Source organism: Allobosea sp. Root381 (assembly GCF_001429395.1).
GTDB lineage: Bacteria > Pseudomonadota > Alphaproteobacteria > Rhizobiales > Beijerinckiaceae > Allobosea.
Genome location: NZ_LMJT01000041.1, coordinates 100,405 through 114,947 on the forward strand (window position 1 = coordinate 100,405; position 14,543 = coordinate 114,947).

The 14,543-nt window shown below is 68.1% G+C and carries 16 protein-coding genes; 5 read left to right on the forward strand and 11 right to left on the reverse strand.

All coding sequences use genetic code 11. The features are described from left to right. Positions 1-63 precede the first annotated feature (63 nt). The 3 genes from ASE63_RS21940 to ASE63_RS21950 all read left to right on the forward strand — a co-directional run bounded on the left by ASE63_RS21940 (position 64) and on the right by ASE63_RS21950 (position 4,061). Complete coding sequence (locus ASE63_RS21940; protein WP_056806637.1) at positions 64-891, forward strand: transglutaminase family protein; 828 nt, start codon at positions 64-66, stop codon at positions 889-891. Positions 892-991: 100 nt separating this feature from the next. Continuing rightward, positions 992-1,741 carry a hypothetical protein gene (locus ASE63_RS21945; protein WP_056806640.1) on the forward strand — a complete coding sequence of 250 codons (750 nt, stop codon included), beginning with the start codon at positions 992-994 and terminating at the stop codon, positions 1,739-1,741. A 139-nt stretch (positions 1,742-1,880) separates the two neighbouring features. After that, positions 1,881-4,061 carry an EAL domain-containing protein gene (locus ASE63_RS21950; RefSeq protein WP_156410540.1) on the forward strand — a complete coding sequence of 727 codons (2,181 nt, stop codon included), beginning with the start codon at positions 1,881-1,883 and terminating at the stop codon, positions 4,059-4,061. Between the two features lie 9 nt (positions 4,062-4,070). Here the strand turns inward: ASE63_RS21950 and ASE63_RS21955 are convergent, their stop codons facing one another. Together ASE63_RS21955 and ASE63_RS21960 are read right to left on the reverse strand one after the other, a co-directional pair. Continuing rightward, complete coding sequence (locus ASE63_RS21955; RefSeq protein WP_056806646.1) at positions 4,071-4,670, reverse strand: exopolysaccharide biosynthesis protein; 600 nt, start codon at positions 4,668-4,670, stop codon at positions 4,071-4,073. A 218-nt stretch (positions 4,671-4,888) separates the two neighbouring features. Next, a complete protein-coding gene (locus tag ASE63_RS21960; protein WP_056806649.1) occupies positions 4,889-5,158 on the reverse strand; it encodes an usg protein in 270 nt (89 codons plus the stop codon). A gap of 154 nt (positions 5,159-5,312) precedes the next feature. On the opposite strand from ASE63_RS21960, the gene bcsS reads away from it, so the two are divergent. After that, positions 5,313-6,056: a cellulose biosynthesis protein BcsS gene (gene bcsS, locus ASE63_RS21965; RefSeq protein ID WP_156410541.1), complete on the forward strand. Its 744-nt coding sequence runs from the start codon at positions 5,313-5,315 to the stop codon at positions 6,054-6,056. A 4-nt stretch (positions 6,057-6,060) separates the two neighbouring features. On the opposite strand, the gene ASE63_RS21970 is transcribed toward bcsS, so the two are convergent. Genes ASE63_RS21970 through ASE63_RS21985 form a run of 4 tightly spaced genes read right to left on the reverse strand, consistent with a single transcriptional unit; the run spans position 6,061 to position 9,305 of the window. Next, complete coding sequence (locus ASE63_RS21970) at positions 6,061-7,659, reverse strand: molybdopterin-binding/glycosyltransferase family 2 protein (RefSeq protein ID WP_056806656.1); 1,599 nt, start codon at positions 7,657-7,659, stop codon at positions 6,061-6,063. Continuing rightward, entirely contained in the window at positions 7,656-8,348 is a 693-nt protein-coding gene (locus tag ASE63_RS21975) for an XdhC family protein (RefSeq protein WP_056806660.1), read from the reverse strand. Before ASE63_RS21975 ends, ASE63_RS21970 begins: the two co-directional genes overlap by 4 nt. 4 nt (positions 8,349-8,352) lie before the next feature. Next, positions 8,353-8,982, reverse strand: a complete 630-nt coding sequence (locus ASE63_RS21980; protein WP_056806662.1) for a LysE family translocator — start codon at positions 8,980-8,982, stop codon at positions 8,353-8,355. Further along, complete coding sequence (locus tag ASE63_RS21985) at positions 8,982-9,305, reverse strand: XdhC family protein (RefSeq protein ID WP_056806665.1); 324 nt, start codon at positions 9,303-9,305, stop codon at positions 8,982-8,984. Before ASE63_RS21985 ends, ASE63_RS21980 begins: the two co-directional genes overlap by 1 nt. A gap of 188 nt (positions 9,306-9,493) precedes the next feature. On the opposite strand from ASE63_RS21985, the gene ASE63_RS21990 reads away from it, so the two are divergent. Beyond that, complete coding sequence (locus tag ASE63_RS21990; protein ID WP_056806668.1) at positions 9,494-10,144, forward strand: alpha/beta fold hydrolase; 651 nt, start codon at positions 9,494-9,496, stop codon at positions 10,142-10,144. Between the two features lie 87 nt (positions 10,145-10,231). On the opposite strand, the gene ASE63_RS21995 is transcribed toward ASE63_RS21990, so the two are convergent. The 5 genes from ASE63_RS21995 to ASE63_RS22015 form a co-directional block, all read right to left on the reverse strand. Beyond that, positions 10,232-11,431, reverse strand: coding sequence for a VWA domain-containing protein (locus ASE63_RS21995; protein ID WP_056806672.1), 1,200 nt, complete (start codon positions 11,429-11,431; stop codon positions 10,232-10,234). A gap of 166 nt (positions 11,432-11,597) precedes the next feature. Continuing rightward, positions 11,598-11,975: a nuclear transport factor 2 family protein gene (locus ASE63_RS22000; protein WP_056806674.1), complete on the reverse strand. Its 378-nt coding sequence runs from the start codon at positions 11,973-11,975 to the stop codon at positions 11,598-11,600. A gap of 79 nt (positions 11,976-12,054) precedes the next feature. Continuing rightward, entirely contained in the window at positions 12,055-12,966 is a 912-nt protein-coding gene (locus tag ASE63_RS22005; protein ID WP_056807442.1) for a MoxR family ATPase, read from the reverse strand. Positions 12,967-13,062: 96 nt separating this feature from the next. Next, positions 13,063-13,638: a LysE family translocator gene (locus tag ASE63_RS22010; protein WP_056806677.1), complete on the reverse strand. Its 576-nt coding sequence runs from the start codon at positions 13,636-13,638 to the stop codon at positions 13,063-13,065. Between the two features lie 22 nt (positions 13,639-13,660). Next, on the reverse strand, positions 13,661-14,464 hold the full coding sequence (locus ASE63_RS22015) for a xanthine dehydrogenase family protein subunit M (RefSeq protein WP_056806680.1): 804 nt from the start codon (positions 14,462-14,464) through the stop codon (positions 13,661-13,663). Between the last annotated feature and the right edge of the window lie 79 nt (positions 14,465-14,543).

Sequence of the window (14,543 nt, forward strand, 5' to 3'; positions counted from 1 at the left end):
CATGCGGCAGCGGCGGTTAAGAGACAAAAGCGAAACGGGGCAGCCCCTCACAACCTGGCAGCCATGCGGATCCGGATATCCCACTCGATCGCCTACGCCTATGCCGAGCCCGCCCGGCATATCACGCAGATCCTGCGGCTAACCCCGCGGGACCATGACGGCCAGCACGTCATGTCCTGGCGCATCGAGCCGACTGTCGACGGCCGCCTGCGCGCGACGCAGGACGCGTTCGGAAACATCGTGCACAGCTTCTCGGCCGACGGGCCGATCGCGGAAATGGCGATCAAGGTCGATGGCCTGATCGAGACGAGCGATCTCGCCGGCGTCCTGCGCGGCACGGCCGAGCGCGTCCCCGTCGACGTCTTCCGGCGCGAGACCCTTCTCACTGCTCCCGACGAGGCGCTGCGCAGGTTCTCAGCCGAGGCCACCCACGCGGCTGGAACCCCGCTCTCGCAGATGCACGCGCTGATGGAAGCCCTGCATGCCGGGGTGGCCTGCATCGAGACGGACGAGCGCACCGGCGTCGGCGCGGCCGCCGCCTTCGCCGCGAGCGAGGGCATCGCGCAGGACGTCGCGCATATCTTCATCGCCTGCGCGCGCCATCTCGGGATGCCGGCGCGCTATGTCTCGGGCTATGTCGCGCAATCCGAGAGCTTGCGCCACGCCAACGGCGCCCATGCCTGGGCCGAGATCCATCTCGACGACTACGGCTGGATCGGCTTCGACGCCGCCAACAACCTGTGCCCGACCGACACGCATGTCCGTGTCGCCACGGGGCTCGATTTCTCCGGTGCCGCTCCCGCACGCGGTGCCCGCGCCGGCGGCGACGGCGAGGCGCTGGCCGTCCGGATCAGCGCCCGCGAGGACGGCTCTCGCCTCACCGAGCAGTGAGGCTTGCCAGCGGGTGGCACGGCGTCGCACCGGGTGGCCGCGCCCCGCACGATGTGCGAGACACCGCGCGATAACGGGACGCGAAAGCAGGAACAGTGCCTTGACCTATTGCGCCGGACTTCTCGTCCAGGACGGGCTTGTGATGATCGCTGACACCCGTACTAATGCCGGGCTCGACGACATCTCGACCTTCCGCAAGCTGCATGTCTTCTCATGGCCCGGCGACCGGACCTTCGGCCTGATGACGGCGGGAAACCTCTCCATCAGCCAGTCGGTCGTCAGCATCCTGCATGAGGGACTGCCGAACGCCGAAACCGGCGAGATCGACACGCTGCGGAGCGCGGGGTCGATGTTCCGCGCGGCGCAGCTGGTCGGCCGCGCGATCCGCCACGTCCATGCGGAAGACGGGGACGCCTTGCGGGAGGCTGGCGTCAAGTTCGATGTCTCGATGCTGTTCGGCGGCCAGATCAAGGGCCAGGCGATGCGGCTCTTCATGGTCTACGGCGCCGGCAACTTCATCGAGTGCGGCGTCGATGCGCCCTTCCTCCAGATCGGCGAGCACAAATACGGAAAGCCAATTCTCGACCGGGCGATCACCTACCAGACCCATCTCTACGATGCGCTGAAGATCGGCCTGATCTCGATGGATTCGACCATGCGCTCCAATATCGGCGTCGGCCTGCCGATCGACCTGATGGTGCTGCGCCGCGATGCGGACGAGCCGGAGCTCATCCGCCGTATCGAGGCCGGGGAGCCCTATTTCCACGACCTGCGCGAGCGCTGGTCGGCGGCGCTACGCGCTGCCCACACCGCCATACCAAGGCCGCCCTACGCGCCGAAGTCAGCCTGAGAAAAGCTCCGGCTGCGTAACTGCGTCAACGGGATATCAAGATTCCCTTGCGATGTTCCGCGTCCATGAGGCCCCTTTGGGACTGCTGATGCCGTCGCCGTTCGTCGCGAAGTTGACCAACGCGGATGCTTCCGCGCGGATGCTGAAGAGCTCTGTCGCGACCCTCGGCTGCGCCTTCCTCATGGTTCTGGCCGCCGCGGCGGCGGTCATCATCGCGATCACGAGCGATGCCAATCGGCTTGAATCCGTGCGCCAGCGTGAGCGTATCGATGCGGCGATCGAAAGCCAGATCCGCCTACGCGAACTGCGTTTCCGAAGCCTGACCGCCGGCAGCAGTCTGGACAGTTCCTTTGCCGGCCCGGCCCCGTTGGCGGCGTTGCAATCGGCCTTCTCCCGCCTCGGCAGCCTTTTCCTCGAATTCGACGGGGCCTATGTCGTCTCGCCCTCCGGCGTCGTCTTCGCCGGCATCGAGGGCGACGCCCCCGCGGGCCAGGCAGGCTATGACGGTCTCAAGCACATCATCTCGTCGCTTCCCGGCACGATGGACCGCGCCGCATCGCCGATGCGGGAACTGTCCGATGCCCGCGGCGGTCCGGGCACCGCCTCATGGGCCATCGCTCATGACGGATTCGAAGCGATCAGCCTGATCGTGATGGACGTGCCCCCGCGCGCCGGATCGCTGGTCGCGCAACTGCTCGGGCCTCTGAAGATCGTCGGCTATCGCCGCTTGTCCGACACGGCGCTGGCCGACCTGTCCGAGCGCTACCGCGTCGCGAACATCCGCATCGTCGGCGAGATGCCGGCCGACCCACTCTCCAGGCGAGCCCTGCCCTCCGCCGACGGCACGACCCGGGCCTGGCTGACCTGGTCGCCCGACAGGCCGGGCGATGCCATGCTGCGCCAGTTCGTCTGGGCCCTGCTCGGCGTCGGCCTGCTGTTCGCCGCGATCTTCGCCTTCGTCGTCCACCGCCTGCGCAGCGCCGCGCATCAGATCGCCATCCGCGAAAGCCAGATTCAGCGGCTGGCCGGGCAGGACGAGCTGTCGCTGCTGCCGAACCGGCGCACCTTCGACGTGAGGCTCGACCAGGCCCTGGCGCAGCTCGACCGTTCCGGCGCGGGCCTCGCCGTCATGCTGATCGATCTCGATCGTTTCAAAGCCGTCAACGATACCTATGGCCACACGGCCGGCGACGAGCTGATCCGCCAGGTCGCGCAACGGCTGTCGAAGGTCGTGCGCAGCGGCGACACCGTCGCCCGCATCGGCGGCGACGAATTCGGCATCATCCAGACGCATGGGCATTTCCCGGCAGGCTGCGTCGCGCTGGGCGAGCGCATCCTCGCGAGCCTGACCGAACCTTTCGTCATCATGGGCGTCACGACCACGATCGGCTGCTCGATCGGCATCGCGCTCGCCCCGCAGGACGCGACCGAGCGCGAGGACCTGCTGCGGCTGGCCGACACGGCGCTCTATCAATCGAAAAATGGCGGCCGCAATCGCTATTCCTTCTTCGAGCCGCAGATGAATCGCTCGCTGGCCCTGAAGCGGATGGTCGAGGACGATCTGCGCCGCGCCATCGCCCAGGACGAACTCGTGCTGCACTACCAGCCGCAGGTCTCGGTCGACGGCGCAACGATCGTCGGCGTCGAGGCGCTGGTGCGCTGGAACCATCCGCAGCACGGCATGGTACCGCCGGCCGAGTTCATCGACATCGCCGAGGAGCGCGGCCTGATCGTGCCGCTGAGCGAATGGGTGCTGCGGCGCGCCTGCATGGAGGCCCAGCGCTGGCCCGGCCTGCGGCTCGCGGTCAACGTCTCGCCGATCCAGTTCCGCCACAAGGACTTCGTCGCCAACGTCATCCGCATCATCGACGAAACCGGTTTCGATCCGGCGCAGCTCGAGCTCGAGCTGACCGAGGGCGTGGTCGTGGACGATGCCGATGCGGCCGAGGTGGCCATGATGGACCTGCGCGCCCATGGCGTCGGCCTGGCGCTGGACGATTTCGGCACCGGCTATTCGAGCCTTATCTATCTGCGACGCTTCGCCTTCGACAAAATCAAGATCGACCGCTCCTTCCTGGAATACATGGAGACCACGGGCGAATCCGCGATCCTTGTCCATTCCATCGCCCATCTCGGACGGGCGCTCGGCCTGCGCGTCTGCGCCGAGGGCGTCGAGACGGCCGAGCAGCACCGCTTCCTGCAGGCGATCGGCTGCCACGAGCTGCAGGGCTTCCTGTTCTCTAAGGCAGTTCCTGCCGATGAGATCGACCGGCTCCTGACGCTCGAAAGCCCCTTCGCCGAGGCGCTCGAGGCCGCCTGACGGCTTGCGTCAGAAGAACAGGCCGTGGATTCCGCTGAAGATGGCGTAGGCGAAGCCAGCGCTGAGGGCGAGGCCGAGCACGCCGACGGCGGCCCCGGCGATGATCAGCACCCCGTCGCGCTCCACCAGTCCAAGGCCGACCAGGCAGACCGCGACGCCGAGCGGGATCTGCCCGATGAAGGGCGCGGCCACCACGAGCCCAAGCGCCAGCACGAGGATCACCACGCCGAGCACGGGAATGGCAGAGGCGCTGCCGAGCATCGTCAGCCGCGGCCGCGAGAAGCGTTCCAGCCGGATCAGCACCGGCACCGCCCGCGCAACGGCGCGAGACAGGTCCTTCTTGGCGATGCTGCGCGCGAGCAGCGCCTGCGGCAGCCAGGGCACGGCCCGCCCGGCCAGCATCTGCACGGCCACCGAGGCGAGCACGAGGCCGCAGACGAGCGGGATCGGCGGCGGCATCGGCAGGCAGTTCGGCAGGCCGAGCAGGACGACGAGCAGCGCGTAGGCGCGGTCCTTCAGCGCGGCGATGATCGAGCCTACCGCGATGCGCTCTCCCGGCAGCGCCGCCAGCGCGATGAGGAGACCGGACGTGCGCAGGGGTGATGACACGGGATCAAGCCGGCCCGGAGGGGAGCACGCGCCTCAAGCATCGGATCGAGAAGCGGAACGCGCTCTTCAAAAAAATCCGACGCTAAGACAAGGAGATAGATCGACACTTAGCATCCGAAAGGATGCGTCGATCTAGCATGCGCCGGTTGCGGCCAACAACCCGCGCCAATGCGGGGGCGCGGCGCCAAAAACGACGGGTCGCCGGACGGGAGCCGGAGTCAATGCAGCGTCAGCACGCCGTTGACGTTGACGAACTCGGCCGGCCGGATCAGCCGCGAATGCGCGATCGTCACCGAATGCAGCGGGCCATCGAGCTCGCGCTTCCAGAAGTCGAGGAAACCGTGCAGCAGGGGAAAGCGCGGCGCGAGGTCGTATTGCTGCCAGATATAGCTTTGCAGGACGGCAGGGTGATCCGGCATGCGATAGAGGATCGTTGCCGTCGTCAGACCATATCCAGCCAGTTGCCTGAGGAAGTCGGAGTCGGCCATGGCCCTCTCCCGTCGTCGGCATATGGTGAAAGCTTAGCATCTTCTCGGAAAAGCTGCGCGCTTCTGGTTAACAAAAGCTTGCAAGCATCGCCGCGCCCTGCTGCAATCCGGCCCGACAGCGGCCTGCCGGGACGCTGTGCGCTGGGGGGCGTGCGTGGCGTATGGGCGTGTGATCGCTGGAGCGAGGCTCGCGGCCGTCGCGGCGGTGGCGTTCGCACCGCCCGCCCTCGCTAATGGCGAGGAGAGCGAAGAGCGTCTGCCACTCTCGACCGTTCTGTTCGCCTCGCTCGAAGCCGGCCCGGCCAAGACCTTCGCCGCAATCGGGATGAAGAAGGCGCTGACCGGCGGCCTCGCCGACAGCGGCTTTCGGCTCATGGTCAAGGTCGGCGTCTCGCAGGAAGAGACGCAAGCGCGGCGACCGCACGGCACCACCTACAAGGGCGAGGCGCAGTCCCTGCTTGGCTATGAATGGCGGATCGGCAGCACCTTTCTCGCGCTGTATGGCGGCACCGACTATGAAGGCGAGCAGCACGAGGCCGCTGCCGGCTCCGTTCTCCTGAACCGCTACGGAGCGCGCCTTCACGGCGACCTCTGGATGACGCCGCTCACCGGCACGATGCTGCAGGCCAGCTTCTACGTCTCGACGATCAACGGCCGCCTCTGGGGCCGCGTCGCGCCCGGTTGGCTGCTGCCCCGGGACATGGGTGTGGGGGATCTCTACCTCGGACCAGAGATCGAAGCCTTTCGCGAGCGCGAATACGGCAAGCTTCGCCTCGGCCTTCACCTGACCGGATTGCGGCTGTTCGGCCTGAGCTGGCGCCTCTCGGGCGGCTGGCAGAGCACCAGCGACCGCCCCTCGGAAGCCTACGCCACGCTCGGCCTCCACTGGCAGCGCTGAGGCACTAACCTTTCACCGCCGCCAGGGCCTCCGGCGTATCGATGTCCAGCGCGATGGCGGGGTCATCGAGCGGCACCTCCATCAGCGCCTCGCCCGCCGCATCGAGCAAGCGTCGCGCGCCCTGGTCTCCGTCCAGCTTCGCGACTTCGGCGAAGAGCGCGCGCGACAGCAGCACGGGGTTGCCACGCTGCCCGAGCAATGTCGGCACCACCGCAAGGGCCTCCGCGCTCTCGGCAAAAACCTGCGCGAGACGGTCGATCACTGCGCTGGTGACATTGGGCATGTCGCCCAGCGAGACGACGACGCCGGTTGCCGTCTCCGGCAGGGCCGCGAGCCCGGCCTTGACCGAGCCGGCGAGGCCGCTGGCGAAATCGGGATTGTGCACGAGCTGGACCTCGAGCCCGTCCAGTGCCTGCGCGACCGCCTCACGCTGATGGCCCGTCACCACGATCACCGGCCTTGCGCAGGAGGCGAGTTGCGCCTCGACCGCATGGCGAAGCATCGGCTTGCCGCGCACGGTTTGCAGCAGCTTGTTGGCCTCGCCCATGCGCGTTGAGCGGCCGGCCGCCAGCACCAATCCCGCCACCGGTGCGGCTTCCAGATGCGCCGGGGCGCGCGGCTGCGGCCGCGAGACGATCTCCATCAGCAGTCCGCCCACCCCCATCGCCTGGATGTCGTCGCGCGTCACCGGGATGCCTGCGAGGAAGCGCTGCAGCACCCAGTCGAAACCGTTCTCCTTGGGCGAGCGGGCGCAGCCCGGCGCGCCGAGCACCGGCTTCCCCGCGAGTTCGCCGATCAGCAACAGGTTGCCCGGATCGACCGGCATGCCGAGATGCTCGATGCGCCCGCCCGCCGCCAGCAAGGCCTGCGGGATCACGTCGCGCCGGTCGGTGATGGCGGAGGCGCCGAAGACCACGACCATGTCCGCGGTCTTTGCCTGCGCAGCGATCGCCTCGGCCAGCGGAGCCTCCTGATGCGGCACGCGCAGATCCGCCGCGACCCTGGCCTCGGCGGGTGCCAGGCGCTCGGCCATCACCCGTAGCGTCTTGTCGACGACCGAAGGCTTGAGCCCCGGCAGCAGCGTCGAGATCACCCCGACCGCCAGCGGCCGATAGGCCGAGACCGCGACCGGCTTCGCCGCGCGAAGACCCGCGAGCGCATCCTCGACCAGCGTCGCCGGCAGGCCATAGGGAATGATCTTGACAGTGCCGACCATCTCGCCTGCGACGACCGGCTTCATCAGCGGCAGCGTCGCGGCCGTGATCGCCTCGTCGACCCGGTTGAGCCGGTCGATGGCGTCGGCATCGATGGTCAGCACGCCCGGCGTCGCCGCGAAGAGATTGACGCGGCCGGTGAAGGCCGCTTCCGTCACGACCCCGCGCCCGGCCAGCGCAGCCGCGAGCCGTGTCGCGGCCTCGTTCTCGCCGATGTCCCCGGCCTCCAGCCGCACAGCGACGACTTCCGAGAGCCCGGCCTCCCGCAACCGGGCGACATCGGCAGGCGTGATCGCAGCGCCCTTCTTCACGATCGCCGCGCCGGCGCGCACCGTATGAGCAGCGATGCAGCCGGCCGCCTCCGCGACGGGAACGGGCCCGAACTTCATGCCGGCTTCCGGCGCGGTCCGCGCAGCGTGGAGACGATCTCGCCGAGGATCGCGAGCGCGATCTCGGCCGGCGATACCGCGCCGATGTCGAGGCCGATCGGGGCATGGATGCGGGCGGTGTCGGCCTCGCCGAAGCCTGCGGCCGAAAGCCGTTCGAGGCGCCGACCATGCGTCTTCCGGCTGCCGAGCGCGCCGATGTAGAAGCAGTCCGAGCGCAGCGCCGCCTCGAGCCCCGGATCGTCGATCTTGGGGTCGTGCGTCAGCGCAACGAAGGCCGTGTAGGCATCCAGCCCAAGCGTCGCGATCGCCTCGTCCGGCCACTCCGCCAGCAACCTTACATCCGGAAAGCGCTCCGCCGTGGCGAAGGCCGTGCGCGGATCGACGATGACCAGGTCGAGGTCCAGCAGCTTCGCCATCGGCGCCATGGCCTGCGAGATATGCACGGCGCCGGTGACGATCACGCGCGGATGCGGCGCCTGCACGGTGAGGAACCAGGACCTGCCATCCGCCTCGACCATGCCGCTCTTGGCCATGCGCAGCTGCCGGTCCAGTGCCTCGGCCAGCGGGTCGGCAGCCATGTCGCCGGTCTTCACCAGCCTCTGCACGCCGCTCGCGACATCGGTCACCAGGATCGTGGCGCGGCGCGCGGTCCGTTCGGCATTGAGCGCGGCAAGAACCCCCAGTTCCATCGGCTCAGCCTTTGTCGACGGCGAGCTTGAGGCCGAGCCCGATCATCATCGAGCCGCCGATCCAGCGCCCGAAGGCGAAGCCCGAGCGCGTCTTCTTCATCAACCTCATCACGGTCGAAGCGCCGAAGACGGTGACGACATCGGCGGAGGAGAAGGCGAAGTTGACGACGGTGCCGAGGATCAGGAACTGCACCCAGACCGGCAGCGCCGCCGCCGGATCGACGAACTGCGGCAGCAGCGCGATGAAGAACAGCGCGACCTTCGGGTTCAGGATCTCGACGATGAAGGAATCGAGCAACGCCCGCTTCACCGTCTTCGGCGGCGTGATCGGGGCGTGCGCAGCCGCGAGCTGCGAGCGGATCATGTTGATGCCGAGCCAGACCAGATAGATCGCGCCGGCGATCTTCACCGCGAAATAGAGCTCCGGCACATGCTTGAACACCGCCGAAAGGCCGAAGGCCGCGGCCATGACATGCACGTAGCAGCCGAGATGGATGCCGAGCACCGCCATGAAACCGGCGCGCCGGCCATGGGAAATGGTCTGCGCCGCCGTGTAGAGCAGCGCCGGGCCGGGGAAATAGGCGACGAGCAGCGTCACCGTCGCGAAGGCGAGAAGCGTTTCCCCGGAGGCCATCAGCTCACCTTTTCGACATAGACTTTGATGCTGCCGCCGCAGGACAGGCCGACCTTCCAGGCGGTTTCGTCGGCAACGCCGAATTCGAGCGTACGCGCCCGGCCGTCGGCGATCACCTCGGCCGCCTCCTCGACCACCGCTCCTTCGACGCAACCGCCGGAGACGGAGCCGAGGAAGTTGCCCTCCCCGTCGATGACGAGATGCGAGCCGACCGGCCGAGGCGCCGAGCCCCAGGTCTCGACCACGGTCGCGAGCGCGACGGAGCGGCCGGCCTTCGCCCAGGTCTCGGCCGTCGAGAGGATGTCGCTGTCTGTGCTGATCATGTCCGATTCTTCCGGTCCGACCCCGGTGCCCCATCTTAGCTGCGGATTGCTTTAGAAGTGCATCAACTTAAGCATAGCAGACGCAGCTTGCGAGCATGCGAAGCGCCGTTGCGTCACAAGCCTCGACGCCGGGCGAGGAGGCCGCTATCGCTCGCCGGTATCAGGACCGGAAAAGTCGAGTCGGACACGTGGACGGCATCGTTCTCCTGCATGGCATCGCGCGTCGCTCCAACTCGCTGGCGGAGCTCGAACGCGCACTCCAGGCCGATGGATATCGGACGCTCAACCTCGACTACCCGGCCCGCGACCACTGCATCGAGGATATCGTCGCCGCCCTGCGCGAGCCGATCGCGCGGTTCTGCGACGCGCCCGACAGCCGGCTGCATTTCGTCACCCACTCCATGGGCGGCCTCGTCGCCCGCGCCTTCATCAACCGCCATCGGCCGGAACGCCTCGGTCATGTGGTGATGCTGGCGCCGCCCAACGAAGGCAGCGAGATCGCCGACCTGCTGCGGAACAACGCGCTCTACCGCGCCTTCTTCGGCCCTGCCGGCGCCGAACTCGTGACGGCGCGGCCCGATGCGCTCTGCCGGATCCTCGGGCCTGTCGACTATCCGCTCGGCGTCATCGCCGGCGATCGCTCGCTCTATCCGATCTCGTCGCTGCTGCTGCCCTGGCCCAATGACGGCCGCGTCTCCGTCGCGCGGACCCAGGTCGCGGGGATGGCCGACCACATCACGATCCACAGCACCCACCCGCTGATCATGCGCAACCGCGAGGCGATCGCGCAGACGCTGCACTTCCTGAAGCACGGCCGCTTCGAGCGGCTGGAAGCCTGAACCGAGCCCCCACTGAATGCGCCCGCAACAAACGGCCATTCCGGGGCGCCCCGGAACGACGGCCCGGTTCCGACTTCAATCAGCCGCCTACCCGGCCCTCTTGAGCCAGAGACGCGGATCGCTCCGCGCTTCCGCGGCCGGCGACAGCGCCGCGCAGAGATCGGCCATCGCCGCGAGATTATGGATCGGCCGGAACGAATCGACATGCGGCAGCATCGCCCGGATGCCGCTGGCGCGGGCCTCGAACTGCTCGAAGCGCAGCAGCGGGTTGAGCCAGGTCAGCTGCCGGCAGGACCGGTGCAGCCGGTCCATCTCGAACGACAATTCGCAGTCGAGATGACGCTCCAGCCCATCCGTGAACAACAGCACCAACGCGCCGCCAGACAGCACGCGCCGCGACCAGATGCGGTTGAAGCTGTGTAGTGCCGTCGAGATCCGCGTCCCGCCTTCCCAGTCCGGCGCAGCCTTGCCGGCCAGGGCCAGCGCCTCGTCCGGGTCACGCGCCCGCAGCGAGCGGGTGATGTTGGTCAGCCGCGTTCCGAAGACGAAGGAATGCACGCGCCGACGCTGCTCGGTGACCGTGTGCAGGAAATGCAGGAAGATGCGCGAGTACTCGGCCATCGAGCCCGAGATATCGACCAGCGCCACGATCGGCGGGTGGATCGCGGCCCGCTCGCGAAAGGCGAGATCGATCGAGCCGCCGCCGCCCCGCAGCGAGCGGCGGAAGGTCCGGCGCGGATCGATCCGCCGGCCGCCATGCGCCGGCTGGAAGCGCCGCGTCACCACCAGATCGGATGGCAGACGCAGCTCGGAGACGAGCTGATTGGCGCGCGCGATCTCGGCCGCGCTCATCTGGGCGAAGTCGCGGGATTTCAGCGTCTCGCGGTCGGAGACCGTCAGCCGCGCGGTGAGCTCTGTCAGTTCGACCGGCGCCTCTTCCTCGCGCCGCGGCGGCGCGAAGGCCTCGGCCACCCGCAGCGCGCCGGCCTCCTCCTTCTGCGGCGCGGCGTCGGCACCGGGCGAGACGGGAGACATCTGCGCCATGATCTTCTCGATCAGGTTGCGCCGCCGCCAGAACAGCCGGAACGCCTGGTCGTAGATCGCGCTGTCCTCATGCCGCTTCACGAAGATCGCATGCAGCGCCCAGTAGACATCCTCGCGGCCGCCGAGCGCGCCGTCGGCCAGGGCCTCTACCGCCTCGACCACGGCGCCCGGCCCGACTCGCAGGCCGGCGATGCGCAAGGCGCGGGCGAAATAGGCGACGTTCTCGGGTAGCTTTCCGGTCATGACTGGCGTCGGCACCCTCTTCCCTTCTCCCGGATGGGAGAAGGTCGCCCGGAGCGCCGGATGAGGGCCTGCCGGTACCCCATCAAGCCGCGGCGGTCCCTCATCCCTGCCCTTCTCCCACACGGGAGAAGGGTTTCCCGCGCCCTTCGATCAGGCACCGTCAAGCTCACGGCCCGGTCTCGGTCATGTAGACCTTCTGCACCACCTGCCATTTGCTATCGACCTTCAGGAAGGAAAGCAGGTCGGTAAAATAGCGCGGCGGCATCTGGCATTTCACTTTCACCAGCGCCAGCGTCGGCCCGACGAGGTCGATCGTCAGGATATGGTCGCCGCGCGCCATGCCGGTGGCCTTCGGCGCCGGGCGGGCCGCGACCGCCGCCAGCCACGCGTCGCGCGGAACGATGCTGATCGTGCCATCCTCCTGCGCCGTCGTCAGCGCGCTGGTCGGATGGAAGACATGGGCGAGCTTCGTGACATCGCCCTCATACAGGCCATCGAGATAGGTCGTCGTCGCGGCCTCGACCGCCCTGAGATCATTGTACATCCTGACTCCTTCCGCCTGTCCCCGGAGAAGAATGGCCGCCCCGGCTTGCACTGTCCTTGACCTGCCGCATTTCGCTACGTCAGCCGCGCGTCTCGGCCTTGGCCTGGTCGAGCAGCTCCTTGACCTTGGAGCCCTGCATCGCCTGGATATCGTCCTGATACTTCAGCAGCGCCCCCAGCGTGTCCGAGACGAGGGCGGGGTCGAGCGCGACGGCGTCGAGCTCCACCAGCGCGGTCGCCCAGTCGAGGGTCTCGGCGACGCCCGGCGCCTTGAACAGCTCTTCCCTGCGGATCGCCTGGACGAAGGCGACGACCTGTTTCGCCAACTTCGCGGGAGCGTGCGGGGCGCGCGCCTTCAGGATCGCGAGCTCGCGGGGGGCGTCCGGATAGCCGACCCAGTGATAGAGGCAGCGCCGCTTCAACGCGTCATGGATCTCGCGGGTGCGGTTCGAGGTCAGGATCACGATGGGGGGCTCGGCCGCCTTGAAGGTGCCAAGCTCCGGGATCGTGACCTGCGAATCCGCCAGAACCTCGAGCAGGAAGGCCTCGAAGGCCTCGTCCGTACGGTCGAGTTCGTCGATCAGCAGGATCGGCGCACCGCCCTCATGCGGCTCCAGCGCCTGCAGCAAGGGCCGCTTCATCAGATATCTCTGCGAGAAGATCTCGCCTTCCAGCCGCTCCCGATCCGCACCGCCGCCGCCCGCCTCGGCGAGACGGATGGCCATCATCTGCCGCGCATAGTCCCATTCATAGACGGCGGAGGCGAGGTCGAGCCCCTCATAGCATTGCAGCCGGATCAGCTTGCGGCCCAGCGCCGTGGCGAGCGTCTTGGCTATCTCGGTCTTGCCGGTGCCGGCCTCACCCTCCAGCAGCAGCGGCCGCTTCATCCTGAGCGCGAGGAACAGCACCGTCGCCAGCGCGCGGTCCGCGACATAGCCCTGCGACTGCAGGAGGCTCAGCGTGGCATCAATGGAGGCGGGCAAGGCGGACATCTCGGACATCGCAATCAGCATCCAGTCACAAAACTCGTCACCGCCGGAAGCAGCCGGCGCCCGCTTCGCCCGGCCGCCCCGCGCTCAACCCGACGATCACGCGAACCAGATCGCGACAGCCGCCATCCCGACCGCGGCACTACGACGGATCGCACGCTCGCGGGCCGGATGGAAGAGCAGCGAGCGCGCAGCGCTCGCCCCAAGCACCAGCGCGGCATGGATCGCGGTGGCGATCGCGACGAATGTGCCGGTCAGCAGCAGAAGCTGCTCGCGCTCGGGCGGTACCGGCAGAAACAAAGGCATCACCGCGACATAGAACACCGCGGCCTTCGGGTTGATCAGGTTCGTCGTCAAGCCTCGCCGGAACGACAAAGCGATATCCTCGCCCATCGTGGAGGATGGCTCGCGCCAGGCATCGAACGCCAGCCAGAGCAGATAGGCGACGCCTGCGACGCGCAGCACCGCGGCTGCAAAGGGATATTGCGCACTGACGAAAGCGAAGCCGAGCGCCGTCAGCAATCCGAGCGCCGCGAGGCCGACAGCGACGCCGGCAACCGCCGCCATTCCGGCGCGCCAACCTCTCGCGAGGCTGAGCGCGACGAGATAGCCCATATTCGGCCCGGGCGTCAGTTCGGCGATGACGGCGGTCAGGGCGAATTCCCAGAACCGCACGTGCCAAGGCCGGCCGGCGGCACTACTTCCCGGTGGCCTGCGCCACCGCCTGCCGGGTCATCACCCCGATCAGATGGGCCCGGTACTCGGCATCGGCATGGATGTCGCCATTGATGCCGTCGGCACTATGCTTGAGTCCCTCCAGCGACTTCGGCGCGAAGCGCGCCTTCAGCGCCTCCTCGGCTTCCGGCCAGCGGAACACGCCGCCCTCGCCCGCCCCCGTCACCGCGACGCGGATGTCGCTGCCGCGCTTGGCGACGAAGACGCCGACCAGCGCGTAGCGCGAGGCCGGATTGCGGAACTTGGCGTAACCCGCCTTCGAGACCAGCGGGAACACCACCTTGGTGATGATCTCGCCCTCCTCCAACGCCGTCTCGTAGAGGCCGGTGAAGAAGTCGTCGGCGGTGATCTTGCGCTGGTTCGTGACGATGGTCGCACCCAGCGCCAGGCAGGCCGCCGGATAATCCGCGGCCGGATCGTTGTTGGCGACGGAGCCGCCGATGGTGCCGCGATGGCGCACATGCGGATCACCGATATGCGAGGCGAGATAGGCGAGCGCCGGAATCGCCTCCTGCACATCGGCCGAGGCCGCGACCTCGGCATGGGTCGACATCGCGCCGATGACGACGGTGCGGCCCTTGCGCGCGATGCCCTTGAGGTCGGCACAGGCGCCGAGATCGATCAGCGCGCTCGGCGCTGCGAGCCGCTGCTTCATCGTCGGCAGCAGGGTGTGGCCGCCGGCGAGGATCTTGGCTTCCTCCTTCTTGGCGAGCAGGCCCGCAGCCTGACGCGCCGAGGCCGGACGGTGATAGGTGAAAGCGTACATGATCAGTCTCCGCTTCGTTCTGGGGCCGTCATGCTCGGGCCTGCCCCGAGCATCTCTTCGAAGGAAAGCGCCAGCGGCG